Annotated in this window: 11 protein-coding genes; 5 read left to right on the forward strand and 6 right to left on the reverse strand. The window is 66.7% G+C overall.

Annotated features, from left to right (window positions below):
• Window positions 1-118: 118 nt before the first annotated feature.
• On the reverse strand, window positions 119-2,968 hold the full coding sequence (locus R5H19_RS17370) for a TonB-dependent receptor (RefSeq protein WP_318160317.1): 2,850 nt from the start codon (window positions 2,966-2,968) through the stop codon (window positions 119-121).
• Between the two features lie 464 nt (window positions 2,969-3,432).
• Here R5H19_RS17370 and R5H19_RS17375 point away from each other — a divergent pair, with 464 nt between their 5' ends.
• Window positions 3,433-5,055 carry an alpha-glucosidase family protein gene (locus R5H19_RS17375; RefSeq protein WP_318160318.1) on the forward strand — a complete coding sequence of 541 codons (1,623 nt, stop codon included), beginning with the start codon at window positions 3,433-3,435 and terminating at the stop codon, window positions 5,053-5,055.
• A 308-nt stretch (window positions 5,056-5,363) separates the two neighbouring features.
• On the opposite strand, the gene R5H19_RS17380 is transcribed toward R5H19_RS17375, so the two are convergent.
• Window positions 5,364-7,016 carry a M28 family metallopeptidase gene (locus tag R5H19_RS17380; protein WP_318160319.1) on the reverse strand — a complete coding sequence of 551 codons (1,653 nt, stop codon included), beginning with the start codon at window positions 7,014-7,016 and terminating at the stop codon, window positions 5,364-5,366.
• Window positions 7,017-7,123: 107 nt separating this feature from the next.
• Entirely contained in the window at window positions 7,124-7,558 is a 435-nt protein-coding gene (locus tag R5H19_RS17385) for a PepSY domain-containing protein (protein ID WP_318160320.1), read from the reverse strand.
• 135 nt (window positions 7,559-7,693) lie between these two features.
• Between R5H19_RS17385 and R5H19_RS17390 the strand changes: the two genes are divergently transcribed.
• Window positions 7,694-8,299 (forward strand): FHA domain-containing protein, encoded by a 606-nt coding sequence (locus R5H19_RS17390; RefSeq protein WP_318160321.1) that lies wholly within the window; start codon window positions 7,694-7,696, stop codon window positions 8,297-8,299.
• Window positions 8,296-9,999 (forward strand): protein kinase, encoded by a 1,704-nt coding sequence (locus tag R5H19_RS17395; RefSeq protein ID WP_318160322.1) that lies wholly within the window; start codon window positions 8,296-8,298, stop codon window positions 9,997-9,999. Before R5H19_RS17390 ends, R5H19_RS17395 begins: the two co-directional genes overlap by 4 nt.
• Before the next feature lie 7 nt (window positions 10,000-10,006).
• Here R5H19_RS17395 and R5H19_RS17400 read toward each other — a convergent pair whose 3' ends face one another.
• The 3 genes from R5H19_RS17400 to R5H19_RS17410 form a co-directional block, all read right to left on the reverse strand.
• Window positions 10,007-10,915, reverse strand: coding sequence for a LysM peptidoglycan-binding domain-containing protein (locus R5H19_RS17400; RefSeq protein WP_318160323.1), 909 nt, complete (start codon window positions 10,913-10,915; stop codon window positions 10,007-10,009).
• A gap of 25 nt (window positions 10,916-10,940) precedes the next feature.
• Entirely contained in the window at window positions 10,941-11,219 is a 279-nt protein-coding gene (locus tag R5H19_RS17405) for a 2-hydroxyacyl-CoA dehydratase (RefSeq protein WP_318160324.1), read from the reverse strand.
• 107 nt (window positions 11,220-11,326) lie between these two features.
• Window positions 11,327-11,623 (reverse strand): hypothetical protein, encoded by a 297-nt coding sequence (locus R5H19_RS17410; RefSeq protein WP_318160325.1) that lies wholly within the window; start codon window positions 11,621-11,623, stop codon window positions 11,327-11,329.
• Between the two features lie 1,116 nt (window positions 11,624-12,739).
• Between R5H19_RS17410 and R5H19_RS17415 the strand changes: the two genes are divergently transcribed.
• Complete coding sequence (locus R5H19_RS17415; RefSeq protein WP_318160327.1) at window positions 12,740-14,140, forward strand: TIGR03013 family XrtA/PEP-CTERM system glycosyltransferase; 1,401 nt, start codon at window positions 12,740-12,742, stop codon at window positions 14,138-14,140.
• A gap of 18 nt (window positions 14,141-14,158) precedes the next feature.
• Complete coding sequence (locus tag R5H19_RS17420; protein WP_318160328.1) at window positions 14,159-14,782, forward strand: XrtA/PEP-CTERM system exopolysaccharide export protein; 624 nt, start codon at window positions 14,159-14,161, stop codon at window positions 14,780-14,782.
• The last annotated feature ends 26 nt before the right edge of the window (window positions 14,783-14,808 follow it).

The following is a 14,808-nucleotide window of genomic DNA, read 5'->3' on the forward strand; positions in this document are numbered from 1 at the left end:
AATCTGCGCGGACGCCGTTGCCACAGCGGTCCGGAAAAATCCCGGCTCCGGAAGCGAGCGGGCCGGGCAGGGGAGAGCGGACCGGGCATCGCGATAGACGCGATGCCCGGCAGCGACCTTACAGTGCGTAGGTAAAGCCCATGTAGTACTGGCGGCCGAACCACTGCAGGGTGCCGGTCTCCAGCGGGTTGCCGAAGTAGGTGCGGGTCGGCTGGTCGGTGAGGTTGTTCACCTGGAACAGCACGCTGAGGCCGTTGTTGAACGCATACGAGGCCTGGAAGTCGGCCACGGTCTCCGGCGCGTAGTACACCAGCTGCGAATCGATCGCCATCTGGCTGGAGACGAAGCGGCTGCGATGGCGTACCGAGACGCGGGTGTCGAAACCGCCCAGGCTGTAGAACAGCGTGCCGTTGATCACCTTCGGCGACAGGCCGGGCAGGCCGATCTTCTGCGAGGCGCCGCCCAGGGTCGAGGTGGAGGTCACCGCGCTCTGCGAGTACGAGTAGCTGCCGGCGAAGCCCAGGCCCGACCAGGCGCCCGGCAGGAACTTGAACACCTGCGAGTAGCTCAGCTCGATGCCGCGCACGTAACCGCCCTTGGTGTTGTTCACCGCGGTCTGGTATTGGCCGTTCTCGTAGGGCTGGCTGGTGGCCGGGTTGATCGGCACCTGGATGCCGGCAGCGGCGAAGTCGAACGGGTCGATCGTATAGTTCTCGATGAACGAATCGATGTGCTTGTAGAACAGCGCCGCGGCGAACGCGCCCGACGAGTCGGGCATGTAGTGCTCGAACGACAGGTCGTACTGCTTGGCGTAGAACGGGTCGAGGAACGGGCTGGTGTTGCCCCACATGTTGTACTTGTTGCCGTCGATCCACGAGCCGGAGCCGGTGAGCATCTTGTTCAACGGCGGGCGCGACATCACCTTGGCCGCGGCGAAACGCAGCTGGTTGTTGTCGTCGAGGTGGTAGTTGAGGTTCAACGAGGGCAGGTAGTCGGTGTACGACTTGCCGCGGCGCACATGGATGTAGTCCGTGCTGACCACGCCGAGCTGGTCAGTGATCGCCTCGCCCTGGCCGCTGCCGATCTGCTGCAGGCCGTTGCTGTACTGCGAGGTGTGCACCACGCGCACGCCGACGTTGCCGGTGAGGCTGCGGTCGCCGACGCGGGTGTCGATGTCCGCCATCACATAGCCGGACGAAATGTGCTCATCGACCTCGGCGCTCTGGATCATCGTCCAGTTGTTCTGCCAGCTCTTCACCGGCGTGGGCGTGATGCCGTTGGCGCCCAGCACGGCGAGCGTGTTGATCGACAGGAAGCACGGGAAGCCGGACAGGTTGCCCTTGAAGCACACCTTCGGCGCATTGCCCGGGTTCAGCGCCAGCGGCTCCTGTCCCGTTGCGTACTGGCCGAAGTCGTTGCCGTACTCGAACGCGCTGCGGTCGGCGTTGTAGGTGCGCCGAGCGTAGCGCACGCCGGCCTCGAGGCCGGACAGGAAGCTGTTGTCCACGAAGTCGTAGCGCACGTCGGTCTTGAACGACTTGCTCTCGTCCTTGTAGATGTACGGATACACGCCGGCCTTGCCCAGGCCCATGCGGTTGTAGTCGGTGTAGTCCTGGTTGAAGCCGACGGTGGCCGGATTGAGGCCGTTCAACTGGTAGTTGACCGACTGGTTGGCGGCAGGGTTCGGGTGCGCCGAGCTCATGTCGTCGTACAGCAGGCCCCAGGTGACACCGTTGTTGAAGTCGCTTTTGGCGCGCGAGTAGCCGACGTCGGAGCTGATCGTCCAGCCGCCGAAGGTCCACTTCGCGTTGAGGCCGCCGGACAGCACGCTGGTCTTCAGCGTGTTGTCGTCACTGGTGGTCTGCACCGTGAAGTACGGATCGCCCGGGTTGCTGCTGACGGTGCCGCCGACCATGGCGCCGTTGGCGAGCACGGCCGGGTTGGTGATGATGCCGTCGGACAGCGTCTTGACGCGGAAGCCGCGGCCCGAGGAATTGTTCGTGAACTGCGAGTAGAAGCCGTCGGCCTTCAGTTCGAAGCCGTCGCTGGGTTTCCACTGCAGCACGCCCATGTAGCCGTTGCGGCGAAGCATGCCGCCGTTCTGCTGCAGTTCGAAGCCTTCGCTGATGTATTCGTTCTGGCCGTCGCCGTTCAGATCCTTCTGGCCGTTGTAGGCCAGACCGTTGAACTGGTCGGCCACATGCGGCTGGTACAGCGAGGCGAAACCGGCGGCGACACCCAGGGTGTCGTTGAGGAACTTGCCCTGGAACGAGGCGCTGACGCGGTAGCCGTTGGAGTTGGCGCCGACCGTCTCGTTGGCGCGGTCGTTGTAACTGCCGCGCATGTTGAGCACACCGGAATACTGCTTGGCGTTCTCGAGCGGGTTGGCGGTGTCCATCGCCACCGTGCCGGCCACGCCACCCTCGATCAGCGAAGCCTTCGGCGACTTGTACACCGCCGCCTGGGTGATCAGCTCGGCCGGGTATTGGTCGAACTCGGTGACGCGGCTGCCACTGGTGGCAGCCTGTTCGCGGCCGTCCAGGGTGGTTTCGACGAAATCGCCGGAGAGTCCGCGAATGTTGATCGCACTGGACTCGCCGTTGATGCGCTCGGCGGAGACGCCGGGCAGGCGGGTCAGCGCGTCGGAGATGGATACGTCCGGCAGGCCGCCGATATCGGCGGCGGTGATCACGTCCTGGATCGTGTCGGCGTCGCGCTTGATGTCGATCGACGATTCCACGCTGCGGCTGAAGCCGGTCACCGTGATCGCCTGCAGGTCCTTGGCGCGGGCGTCCTGCTTCGCCTTGGCCTTGGCCTTGGCGGTGGACGTGGCGTCCTGGGTCGTCGCGTCCTGGCCGATCGCCCGGTCGCTGTTGCCGACTTGCGGCGCCGCCGCGTAGGCCACCGAGGTGGCGCTGAAACCGATCGATGCCAGCGCCAAGGCAAGCACATTGCGTTTGAGTATCACCGTTGTCCCCTCCCGGAGTTGCGCGTCACTTTTTGTAATTGCTCTAGCCCCAACGTCGTGACGGCCGGCACGCATGCGCGTGGCAAGGACAGTCTGGACGCGGGAGCCATGGTAGGGCGGCTCCCGACAGTCGGACCGTTCCTGCATACGTATTCATTGTGCTGCTGTGCATCGCAACCGACAGCGAAAGACGCGATGGGCGCATCGTCAGCGCGAATTTCCCGCGCGGCCGATGGTGCCGTGCGAACGCGACTGCACCAATGTTCGCCGCGCTTCGGCGCAACCGCGCGGAGTCGTCTGTGACGCTGCGCAGGCGCATTGCTGCTTTGCGATAGCAGGATCTGATGAATACGTATGCACTGCCGCGGTGGGCTCACATGCACCCGCTAAGCTCCCCGACGAACGGAAAAGCGGCGCCTTCGGACGTGCCGCGGCATTCCGTCAGGCATTTTCGGGAGAAGCAAATGACCGATGCACCCTGGTGGCGCGGAGCCGTCATCTACCAGATCTATCCGCGCAGTTTCCTCGACACCGACGGCGACGGCGTGGGCGATCTGCCGGGCATCATCGAGCGGCTCGACTACGTGGCCAGCCTCGGCATGGACGCGATCTGGATCGCGCCGTTCTTCAAGTCGCCGATGGCCGACTTCGGCTACGACATCGCCGACCAGCGCGACGTCGATCCGCTGTTCGGCACGTTGGCGGATTTCGACGCGCTGCTGGCGAAGGCGCACGCGCTGGGCCTGAAGGTGATGATCGACCAGGTGCTCAGCCACACCTCGGTCGAGCACGCGTGGTTTCGCGAAAGCCGGCAAAGCCGCGACAACCCGAAGGCCGACTGGTACGTGTGGGCCGAGGCGAAGGACGACGGCAGCCCGCCGAACAACTGGCTGTCGCTGTTCGGCGGCTCGGCCTGGCAGTGGGAGCCGCGCCGCGGCCAGTACTACCTGCACAACTTCCTGACCTCGCAGCCGGACCTGAATTTCCACCACCCCGAAGTGCGCGCGGCGGTGCTCGACAGCGTGCGCTTCTGGCTGGACAAGGGCGTGGACGGCTTCCGCCTGGACGCAATCAACTTCTGCTTCCACGACGCGCAACTGCGCGACAACCCGCCCAAGCCGAAGGACAGGCGCGTGGGCCGCGGCTTCAGTCCGGACAATCCGTACGCGTTCCAGTACCACTACTACAACAACACGCAGCCGGAGAACCTGGCCTTCCTTGCCGAACTGCGCGCCCTGGTGAACCGCTACCCGGGCGCGGCCACGCTGGGCGAGATCTCCTCGGAGGATTCGCTGGCCACGATGGCCGAGTACACCCGGCCCGACCGCCTGCACATGGGCTACAGCTTCGAACTGCTCACCGACGACTTCAGCGCTGCCTACATCCGCGACACGGTGCGCGCGCTGGAGGCGCAGATGAGCGAGGGCTGGCCGTGCTGGGCGATCTCCAACCACGACGTCGAACGCGTGCTGACGCGCTGGGGCCGCGACCGGCCGTCGGCGTCGCTGGCCAACCTGCTCACCGCGATGGTCTGCTCGCTGCGCGGTTCGGTGTGCGTCTACCAGGGCGAAGAACTGGGCCTGACCGAGGCCATGCTGCCCTACGAGGCGCTGCGGGATCCCTACGGCATCGCGTTCTGGCCGCAGTTCAAGGGCCGCGACGGCTGCCGCACGCCGATGCCGTGGAGCGATGCCGATGCGCAGGCCGGCTTCAGCCGCGGCCTGCCGTGGCTGCCGGTGCCGGCGGAGCACCGCGCGCTGGCGGTGAACCGGCAGGACGCCGATCCGGCCTCGGCACTGAGCGGTTTCCGCCGCTTCATGCACTGGCGCCGGTCGCAGCCGGCGCTGCGCTGGGGCGACATCGCCTTCCTCGACACCGCCGAGCCGGTACTGGCGTTCACCCGTCGCCATGCCGGCGAAACCGTGCTGGTGGCGTTCAACCTGTCCGCTGCCGCCACCGAACTCGCACTGCCGGCAGCGTTCGCGCGCCAGCGTCCGCTGGACGGCCATGGCCTGGCCGGCGGCAGCTTCGACGGGCAGCACCTGCATCTGCCCGGCCTCGGCGCGTGGTTCGCCCGCGTGGCGTGACCATGCATCGTCGCGCAGCCTGCGCGGGCTGAGGCAGCTCGGCTATTCGATCAACCTGGACCGTGCGGGGCATCCGTCGCGGCAGGCTGACGCGGCGCTGTTTCCGCTGCCCGGCGGCGTACACAACCAGGCGTCATGGAAGCAGATGCTGCCGCTGTTCCTGCGCTGGGCCTGCGGGCGGCACTGACCGCTCTTGCTCCTCCCCCTGCGTGCAGGGGGTGAGAGGGGGTGCTCAGGCTGGCGGGAAGATCAAGAGCTGACCCCACCCCAGCCCTCCCCTGCGGACAGGGGAGGGAGTACTGCCACGGCTATTTGCGTTCGGCGGCGCTGGCGTCGCGCAGTGCGCGGAACTCGGAGTCCCTGCTCCAGTTCGGCCACTGACCGGAGTTCGCCAGATTGCTGCCGACGGCGTAGAGCAGCTGCAGGTCGCGCGCCATGCCGGTGAACGGCCAGCTGGCCTGCCATTCGTCGGCGGGCTGGTGGTAGCGCCTGGCGTTGTAGTCGTCTTCCGCCGCCTTGCCGGCCTCGAGGCCGCCGTCGACCCAGTCGTTGCCGGAGCCGAACGACACCGCCGGCACGCCGCGCTTGGCGAACGAGAAGTGGTCGGAGCGGAAGAAATAGCCGGCCTCCGGCTTCGGGTCGGCGGTGTAGGTCATGCCGTGCCGTTTCGCTTCGGCGATCAGGTCGTCCAGCAGGTCCAGCTTCGCGCTGCCGGAGATGGTGAAGTTGCGCGCCGGACCGTGCGGGTCGAGCGCGTCCAGATTGAGCACGCCCACCGTGGTGGCCGACGGGTACAGCGGGTTGGCGGCGTAATACTCGGAGCCGAGCAGGCCTTTCTCCTCGGCGGTGACGTTGAGGAACACCACCGAGCGCTCGGGTTTCGGCCCCTGCGCGAAGGCGCGGCCCATCTCGATCAGCGCCGCGGTGCCGGTGGCGTTGTCGACCGCGCCGTTGTAGATGCGGTCGCCCTTCGCGTCGGGCGCGCCGACGCCGAGGTGGTCCCAGTGCGCGCTGTAGATCACCGTCTCGTCCGGGCGCTTGCTGCCTTCGACGCGGCCCACGATGTTGTGCGAGGTGATCACCTCGGCGTCGACCTTGAAGTTCGCCGACAGGCTCTCGCCTTCCAGCGTGACCGGCTTGAAGTCGCGCGTCTGCGCCTGCTTCTTCAACGCGTCGAAATCCAGCCCGGCGTGCCTGAACATGCGTACCGCGAGATCGCGCTGGATCCAGCCTTCCAGCTCCGGATGCACGGAGCCGGGCTTGTCGCGCACGATGTCGAACATCGCGTTGGTGTTGGAGTTCTTCACCGTGGCCCAGCCGTAAGAAGCGGGTGCGGTCTCGTGCACGATCAGCAGGCCCAGCGCACCCTGCCGCGCGGCCTCCTCGTACTTGTAGGTCCAGCGGCCGTAGTAGGTCATCGCCTTGCCGCCGAAGTCGCCGTGGCCGGTCTCGAAGTCGGGGTCGTTGATCAACGCCACGGCGATCTTGCCGTGCAGGTCGACGCCCTTGAAGTCGTCCCAGTTGCGCTCCGGCGCCTTCACGCCGTAGCCCACGAACACCAGCGGCGCGTTCTCGATTGCCACCGTGGTCGAGCCGTCCATCGGCGCGCGCACGGCGATCTGCTCGCCCTGGGTCAGCGTTTCCTGCTTGCCGCCGAGGCTCAGCTTCAGCGCGGGCGTGCCGACGATCCGGCTGCGCCGCAGCGGCACCGCCTGGGTCCAGCTGCGCTTGCCGTCCTTGAGGTCGCCGCCGGGTTGCAGCCCGGCGGCTTTCATCTGCGCCACCACGTAGTCGATGGTCCTGGCCTCGGCCGGCGTGGCCGGGCCGCGGCCCTCGAACGCGTCCGAAGACAGCGCCTTCACCTCGGCGGACAGGCGCTCGGTGCTGAAGGTCGGCGCGTCGGTGGCCTGGGCCGCCGAACACGCGGCCATGATCAGGACGGAAAGGAGCAATCGCTTCACGGGCGTCACCTGTCGGGGAAAGGAATCCCCGATGGTAGAGAGCGTGCGACGTCCGGTCCATCCGGCGCCGGGCGGGGACCCTGACAGGGGGTGTTGGTAAGCAGCCCCTAATAAGTGCCGATCACCTTGCCGCTGGTGGCGTCGATCTTCAGCTTGACGCGGTTGCCGGCGGAGTTCCTGGCCTTGGCCTTCCACATGCCGTCATCGAAGTCCACGTCGTGCACCCGCGTGTAGCCCTGGGTTTCCAGTGCCGCGCGCACGTCCTGTTTGCTCAGCCGCGACACCTGTTTGTCCGGGTACACCTGGCCGCTCTTCGCGTCGATGCGCAGATCCACCCGACTGCCGTTCGCGCTCCTGGCCTCGGCGTGCCACATGCCATCCTTGAACTTCAGGTCGTGTACCCGGGTGTAGCCCTGCGCGGTGAGCCGGCCTTGCGCCTGCGGCTCGGTCATGGCTTGCTGCGCCGCCGCGGTGGCGGAAATTCCCAGCGTCAGCGTGGCCAGCGCCAGGGTGAGGGTCGATCGGGCAAGCTTGCTGGTCATGGGGACACCTCGTTGCCTGGGGGGGAGCCCGAAGTCTCTGGCCGGCCCGTTCAACCGACAGTGAACACGGGTTGCCGGCGGCGGCCAGCGTTCAGGCATGTGACGCGCGCGTCAGTCTTGTCAGGCGGCGGTGGCATGCTCTTCATGACCGGGTGTCGCCAGTTGGCTATAGTGCCGGCTGGCCAGGGGAATGGGGTTTCGATGAGCGAGCGTGGGCAGGCGTCGTTTCGGCGTTCCGGCGAGCGATCTTCTGGACCGCAGGGCACCCGGTTTTTCTCCACCGAGGCGTTGCGGCGGTACGCCAGCGACGCCGGGAGCGCGACGGACGACCGGGCCAGCGTGCATGAACCGGTGCTGGAAGGCACCAGTGCCGGCATCGAAGGCCGGCGCTTCACCCTGCGTCCGGGCCGGCAGGCCATCGGCCGCCGGAGCGACAACGAGATCGTCATCGACGACCTGAGCGTATCCGGCAACCATGCCTGGATCACCAACCAGAATGGCCGCTGCGTCATCGTGAACACGCTGTCCACCAACGGCACCTTCGTGAACGACCGGCGCATCCACGAGGTGGCCCTGCGCCACGGCGACCACATCCGGCTGGGGCAGGCGGAGTTCGTGTTCCTGACCCGTGAGTGCGACCAGCCGGACCCAGCGTCGCGGCGCTGGATCGGCATGCTCGTGCTGCTTGCCGCCCTGGGCGGGGCGGGGGCGCTGGCGTGGTGGTGGTTCGGGTCACCGTGAGCGAAGGCACCACCCCGCGGCAGGTCGGCCGCTACCGCATCGATGGCGTGCTCGGTGAAGGCGCGATGGCGGTCGTCTACGCCGGCTTCGACCCGGACATCGAGCGCAAGGTGGCGATCAAGTGCCTGCACCGCGAGATTGCCGCCGACCCTGCCTACCGGCGCCGCTTCCTGGTCGAGGCGCGTGCCGCCGGCCACCTGACCCATCCGCACATCGTCACCATCTTCGACGTCGGCGAGACCGACGACGGCCGCTCGTACATCGCGATGGAGCGGCTGTCGGGCGAGACGCTGGCCGGCAAGGTCGCCCGCGAGGGGTTCCCGCCGCTGCCGGTGGTGATCGAGCTGGTGGGCCAGCTCGCCGCGGCGCTCGACTACGCGCATGCGCGCGGCGTGCTGCACCATGACGTCAAGCCCGAGAACATCATGCTGGTCGACGGCTGGAGCTACGCCAAGATCAGCGACTTCGGCATCGCCGAACGCCGCGGCGCGCCGCGCGACGCCGGCGGCGTGCCGGCGGAAATCGGCGGCACGCCGGCCTACATGGCGCTGGAACGCCTGCGCGGCGAACGCACCGACGCACGCAGCGACCTGTTCTCGCTGGGCGTGGTGCTGTACTGGCTGCTCACCGGCAAGCTGCCGTGGCCGGACATCGGCAACGTGCAGCAACTGGTCCGCAAGCGCCTGCGCTCGCCGCGCCCGCCGATCCGCCCGCGCGACCCGGCCACGCCGTCGATCCTGGTCAGCATCGCGCGCACCCTGCTGGCGCCGGCGGCGGAGTCGCGCTACCAGCGCGGCGCCGAGGTCATCGACGACCTGCGCCTGGCCGCGCGCGAGTACGAGCGCGAACGCGAGAACCCGCTGGCGACCCGCATCATTTCATTGCGCCTGCGCTGGGCCGGCGGCCTGGGCGCGATCCTGAGCCTGGTGCTGATGCTGGGGTTGGCTGCGATCTACGCCAAGCAGGGCACCGCGGTGACCGGCGTGGCGCTGGATTTCGGCAGTTCGATGGGGCGCATGATCGCCAGCGAATCGGCCGAGGACCTGCTGCTCGGCGACCACGCCGCCACGCGCGCGCTGGTGACCGACGTCTCGCGCAACCGGCAGATCCGCTATCTGGCGATTGCCGACCGCGATGGCGGCATCATCGCCAGCACGCAGCCGCAGGAGGTCGGCCAGCGGCTGTCCGCTCCGGACGGCGAAAAATACCTGCCGCGCTCGGACGGCATCCAGAGCTACCTGAGCCACACCGCGGGCGAACGCGGGCAGGGCGGGATGCTGCTGTTCGACGTGCCCATCCACTACCAGGCCAAGGTCGTGGGCGACCTGCGCCTGGGCATCAGCAACGCGGCCCTGCGCGCGGCGCAGCGAACCACGTTGTGGGTGATCGTCATCGTGCTGGTGCTGACCCTGGCGGCCGTGGTCGGCGCGGCCTACTGGCTGTTCCGCCGACCGCTCAACACGCTGGACCTGCTGGCCGACGCGCTGCTGAAGGTGGCGCGCGGCGACTTCCGCCACCGTATCCGGCTGGTCCGCCGCGACGAGCTGGGCCGGCTGTTCGCCGCCTTCAACCTGATGAACGGCGCGCTGCAGGCCCGGCAGCACCGCTCCGGAGCATCCGCACCGACCGCTGGCGAGGACGTCACGCGGCCGACACGGATCATGTCGGCGGCTAGGGAAGACGGCGCCGGCGAACCCTGAGTCGCGCTCAGTACTGCTTGAGCCGCTGTTTGAGCTCGAGCGCGCGGGTGCGGTAGACGGTCGCCGGCTCGTAGTCCGGCGCAATCGCCAGGATCCGTTCCCACAGCGCGATGGCCTGGTCCAACTGCTGGTCGCGGTACAGCACGATCGCGCGTTCGTGGTACGTGTCGAGCAGCTGTTTCCGCAGCGTCGCGGCGTCGGCCCCGGCCGGCTTCAGGCGGGGGTCGAGGGTCAATGCCTGGTCGAGGCGGGCCAGCGCCTGCGCCTTGTGCCCCTGGCCGAGCAGGGACACGCTCTCGTCCTGCAGTCGGCGCGCCGCCGTCGCCGGCGATTCGCTGCTGCGCACGACCGCCGTCGGCAAGGTCGAGGCGCCTGTGGCGGCATCGGTTGCGGCAGTCAGCGGCATGCGCAGCGTCTCGCCGGCGCGCAACTGCGAAGGGTTGGTCGAGCCGTTGTAACGGGCCAGGATCAGGAACAGGCCCGGATCGCCGAGATAACGGCCAGCCAGGGTGCTGTAGGAATCGCCCGGCTGCACCACGTGCGCACGCCAGCGCTCGCCCAGCATCTGCCGCGGATCGGCGGTGAGCTGGCGCAGCATGGCTTTCGCCGTGCGGTCGCCCGGGTGCCGTTCCAGATATTGGCGCAAGGCCTGCTCCCCTTCGGCGTAATGGCCGGACTGGAGCCTTCTGCCGATCGCCGCCAGCGACAGTTCTCCGGGTGTGTCGACCGGCACCGTCGGTGCCGAAGGCACCGGCGAGGGCGGTGTGACCACCACCGAGGAGTGTGTGCCGCGCAGCGGCGTGCAGCCGCTCACGCCCAGCATGGCCAGGGCTGCGGCCATCAGCATCGCTGACGTTCGCCGCCAGCTCGTGGCGACGCGCGGCAGGGCGCGGATGTCGGTCGGCATGCTCGTCATGCGGCGGTTCCCTGGCAACGTTCGACTATGCCTTCCGCGTCCGCCGCGGCTTCGCCTGCGCCGCCGCGATCAGCTGCTGCAGGTAGGCGATGCCCTCCTCCTCCGGGAAGAACGCCACCACGTCGGCCACGCTAAGTTCGTGCCGCTTGCGCAGCGCCAGGAATTCCTCCCGCGCCATTGCCAGCCGCTGCGCCGCCGCGGCCTTCTTGCCGAGCGGCTTGGCCGGCTGCTGTTGCTCGACCTTCTGTTCGAGTCGTGCCAGCTCTTCCTGGAACTGGCGGAAGTCGTATTTCTGGGAAGTCATAAAGTGGAGGCGTGATCGGTGATGGTCCGATCTTCGCACGTCGGTGCGCTGCGGCGCAGGCGCAATGCGGTGTCGCTTGCCACGGAACGGGCAACCGGGGCCGTCACCTATTGCCGGTGGCGACGAGGCAACGGCACGGGAGTGTTGTCCCGCGCACCGCGTGCCGCGTTGTAGGCCTGCGAAAAAAGCGTGGCGAATCGTTCACCCGTGTCTATGACGCGCGGCTGCGGGGTGGTCGTCACGACGACGAGGTGGCGAGGTGGCCTCGTCGCGGCAGGCGGCGCTTCGGCCTCGCGGGTGTAGCTTGCCAGTGTCTCGCGGCAGCTTGCGTATCGCTGCCGCAGCCGTTCGGCCAGCAAATGCTGCGTACTGCCTGCGACGCCCTGCTTGCGATCTTCATCCATGGCGGCTTCTCGAAAAGTAGTTCGGGGCATGGCAAAGCAGCATCCGTGCCAATGCATGTAACCGTGATGGTCATCACGCAATGGAATGGGTGGGGCATGGTAGCGGGTGAGCGCCGCACCTCGGTGCAGAACGGCGCGGCACGGCGGGCCTGAAGGCGCGCAGACCAGTTCCGGCGGGTCGGATTTTCCGTGGCGAGCCGGTGCGGGCACGGCTTGGCTCTGCGCGACGGGGCGCCGTCCGTCCCCCCGCCGAGGGATGATCGACCATACAAAAGTTGTCGGGGAGTGACCCAGAGCGGCCAGGCGCCGCGGTCTGCGAACTGCCGTTGTGGCGGTGGCTTGCCAGTCGACCAGGCAGCGTGCCGCAGGCTCGTCCGTTCGCGTCGCCCGAAGCGGCGGCGCGAGCACGATGGAAAGGCTGTCGCGTGCGCACCCTCGCAGGGCCCGCTGCGGGAGCAGCCCTACTCAGCCACTGCATTGCAAAAGGTTGTCATGCACGGTGGCCGGGACGGAATCGAACCGCTGCACGGGATCTTCAATCAATCGGTCTACGAGTATGTCCGGCTCGACCGTTGACTGGCTCAACCGCTGATTGGAATGGTTTTGGCGCAACGTTCGCCTCGGTACACGGCGGCGGGAGGCTGCTGAAGAAGCGCTCCAGTATGTCCGGCGATGAAGCCGAAGTTGGGCGTGAAAGGGAAAAATCGCGGGTGCCTCGCCGAACATGTTTCACGTTCGGGTGTTTGTGCGTGGCTCAGGGCTACGGGTCAGCTGGAGAGCTTTCTCTTTCGGCGCGCCGGTCAATCAGGCCTGGACACCCCAGTCACTCGCCGTGCCGTTGTTGCAGTGCGCGAACACCTCCCCCCGCCCCCGGCGTTTTCACGGGAAGGTCACTTGCTCAAGGCTAAACCAAGGAAAAGTGCAGCGGCCTGGACCCGAGTGACAGCAGTTGCGTTTGAAACAGCCAGGGTCCACGACCGTACGCTCACGAGCCTGTCACACAAGATCATCAAAAAATGTGACTTGCTTCACATTTGGGGTGCGAGAGTGATTACTTCCGTTCCGTCGCGACCAGTCATGCGGACGGAAGAAATCATCGCTGCGGGAGGCGCAGACATGTACGGATTATTCCGATTTCGTGCGCTGCACTGGCAGTTGCTGCTGGCGTCGGTCGAGTTTGTCCTGCTGGTGGCGAGTGTCTATGCGGCGGTGGTGCTGCGTTATCTGGGAAATGTCGACACCCAGATTGCGTTCAGCGAAGCGCTGCATTGGCGTGGGCTGCTGGTGGCGATGGTGCTGATTGTCTCGATGGCGGCGCTGGGGTTGTACCAGGTCCATCTGCGGGCGAGCTGGCTCGGGCGGCTCAGTCGACAAGGCGTTGCCTTCATGCTGGGCGGTACCGCGCTTACCGTGTTGTATTACGCGGTTCCCCCAGCCTATCTGGGTCGCGGGGTTCTGGGCATCGCGCTGATCGTCGGCTACTTCGTCGTGGCGCTGTGGCGGATGGCGTTTCTGGGTTTCGTGGACGCCGACTTGTTCAAGCGCCGCGTGGTGATGTTCGGCGCCGGCGAGCGTGCTGCCGAGGTGAGCCACAAGATGCGCCGCAAGACCGATCAACGCGGCTTCAAGGTTCTGGGTTACGTGCCGGTTGGTGCCGATCCGGTATCCGTCTCCGCGCCTTTGCTCCTGCATCCCGACGGAAACTTGTATGAGTGGGCGACCCGGCTTGGCGTGGACGAAATTGTGGTGGGGCCGGACGATCGTCGCGGCACCTTGCCGGTGGACGCGTTGCTGGAGTGCAAGCAACGCGGCATGGCAGTGACCGAGCTTACCGAGTTTTTCGAGCGCGAGGCCGGCAGGATCAAGATGGATCTCACCAACCCCTCGTGGCTGATATTTTCGGGTGGATTCCACAGCTCCCCGATGCGGCGCACGATCAAGCGAGCCTTCGACGTGGCCGTCGCCGCGCTGGTGTTGCTGGTGGCGTGGCCATTCATGTTGTTGACGGCCCTGGCCATCCGGCTGGAGTCAGGTCGTGGTGCGCCGATTCTGTACCGCCAGGAACGCGTTGGTGAAAACGGCGAGCCGTTTTCGATGATCAAGTTCCGCAGCATGGGCACCGACGCCGAGCGCGATGGGGTGGCCCGTTGGGCCAGCAAGAACGACTGCCGGGTGACCCGAGTCGGGCATTTCATCCGCAACGCCCGGCTTGACGAGTTGCCGCAGCTCTGGAACGTGCTGTGCGGCGACATGAGCATCATTGGTCCGCGCCCGGAGCGGCCGCAGTTTGTGGACGACTTCAATACGCGCATTCGCTATTACCGCTTGCGTCATTGCGTGAAGCCGGGGTTGACCGGCTGGGCTCAGCTTCACTACCCGTACGGGTCGTCCCTGGAGGACGCCGAGCAGAAGCTGAATTTCGATCTGTTCTACGTGAAAAACCACAACCTCGTGTTTGACCTGAGCATCCTGGTCCAGACCGTGGAAGTGGTGCTGTTCGGACGTGGCGCGCGCTGAAATCGGGGAGAACAAGCGATGAAACCGCTACCGGGAAATTACGTCTTCTGGCTGGTGATGGTAGCTGGCTGGTTGCTGCTAGGCGGTTGCAGCAGTGCACCGACTATCGATGGTTCGGCCGCGGCGGCGGCGCCGGTGGATCGCTACATCATCGGTCCGGGTGATTCGCTGGAAATCTTCGTGCGCGACAATCCCAGCCTGAGCACCACCGTGCCAGTGCGTCCCGACGGGCGCATCTCGATCCCGTTGGTGCAATCCATCGTGGCAGCCGGCGAAACCCCGGAGAAATTGGCTGGCGACCTGGAGAGCGCGCTGAGCCGCTACGTCCGTTCTCCGCTGGTGACCGTGATCGTCAAGAGTTTCGTCGGCGCCTATAGCCAGCAGGTGCGCGTCGTCGGGCAGGCAACGATGCCCAAGGCGGTGCCGTACCGTAGCGGCATGACCCTGCTCGACGTGATGATCGAAGTCGGTGGCCTAACCAAGTTTGCCGCAGGCAACGGTGCGAAGGTTGCGCGCCGGCTGCCCGACGGCAATGAGCAGACCATCCCGGTGCGGCTCGACGATCTGATGAACGGCGCGATCAAGTACAACATGGCCATGTACCCCGGCGATATTTTGATCATTCCGCAGTCATTGCTTTGACGCGACGGGCGCGAGTGCATGGCAAA

Source organism: Rhodanobacter sp. KK11 (assembly GCF_033345435.1).
GTDB lineage: Bacteria > Pseudomonadota > Gammaproteobacteria > Xanthomonadales > Rhodanobacteraceae > Rhodanobacter.

What these genes read in the sequence shown, in the direction of transcription:
- R5H19_RS17405 (WP_318160324.1), bottom strand. Translation starts at nt 11,219, where the DNA reads ATGACTTCCCAGAAATACGACTTCCGCCAGTTCCAGGAAGAGCTGGCA.
- R5H19_RS17390 (WP_318160321.1), top strand. Translation starts at nt 7,694, where the DNA reads ATGCTCTTCATGACCGGGTGTCGCCAGTTGGCTATAGTGCCGGCTGGC.
- R5H19_RS17415 (WP_318160327.1), top strand. Translation starts at nt 12,740, where the DNA reads ATGTACGGATTATTCCGATTTCGTGCGCTGCACTGGCAGTTGCTGCTG.
- R5H19_RS17375 (WP_318160318.1), top strand. Translation starts at nt 3,433, where the DNA reads ATGACCGATGCACCCTGGTGGCGCGGAGCCGTCATCTACCAGATCTAT.
- R5H19_RS17410 (WP_318160325.1), bottom strand. Translation starts at nt 11,623, where the DNA reads ATGGATGAAGATCGCAAGCAGGGCGTCGCAGGCAGTACGCAGCATTTG.
- R5H19_RS17385 (WP_318160320.1), bottom strand. Translation starts at nt 7,558, where the DNA reads ATGACCAGCAAGCTTGCCCGATCGACCCTCACCCTGGCGCTGGCCACG.
- R5H19_RS17400 (WP_318160323.1), bottom strand. Translation starts at nt 10,915, where the DNA reads ATGACGAGCATGCCGACCGACATCCGCGCCCTGCCGCGCGTCGCCACG.
- R5H19_RS17420 (WP_318160328.1), top strand. Translation starts at nt 14,159, where the DNA reads ATGAAACCGCTACCGGGAAATTACGTCTTCTGGCTGGTGATGGTAGCT.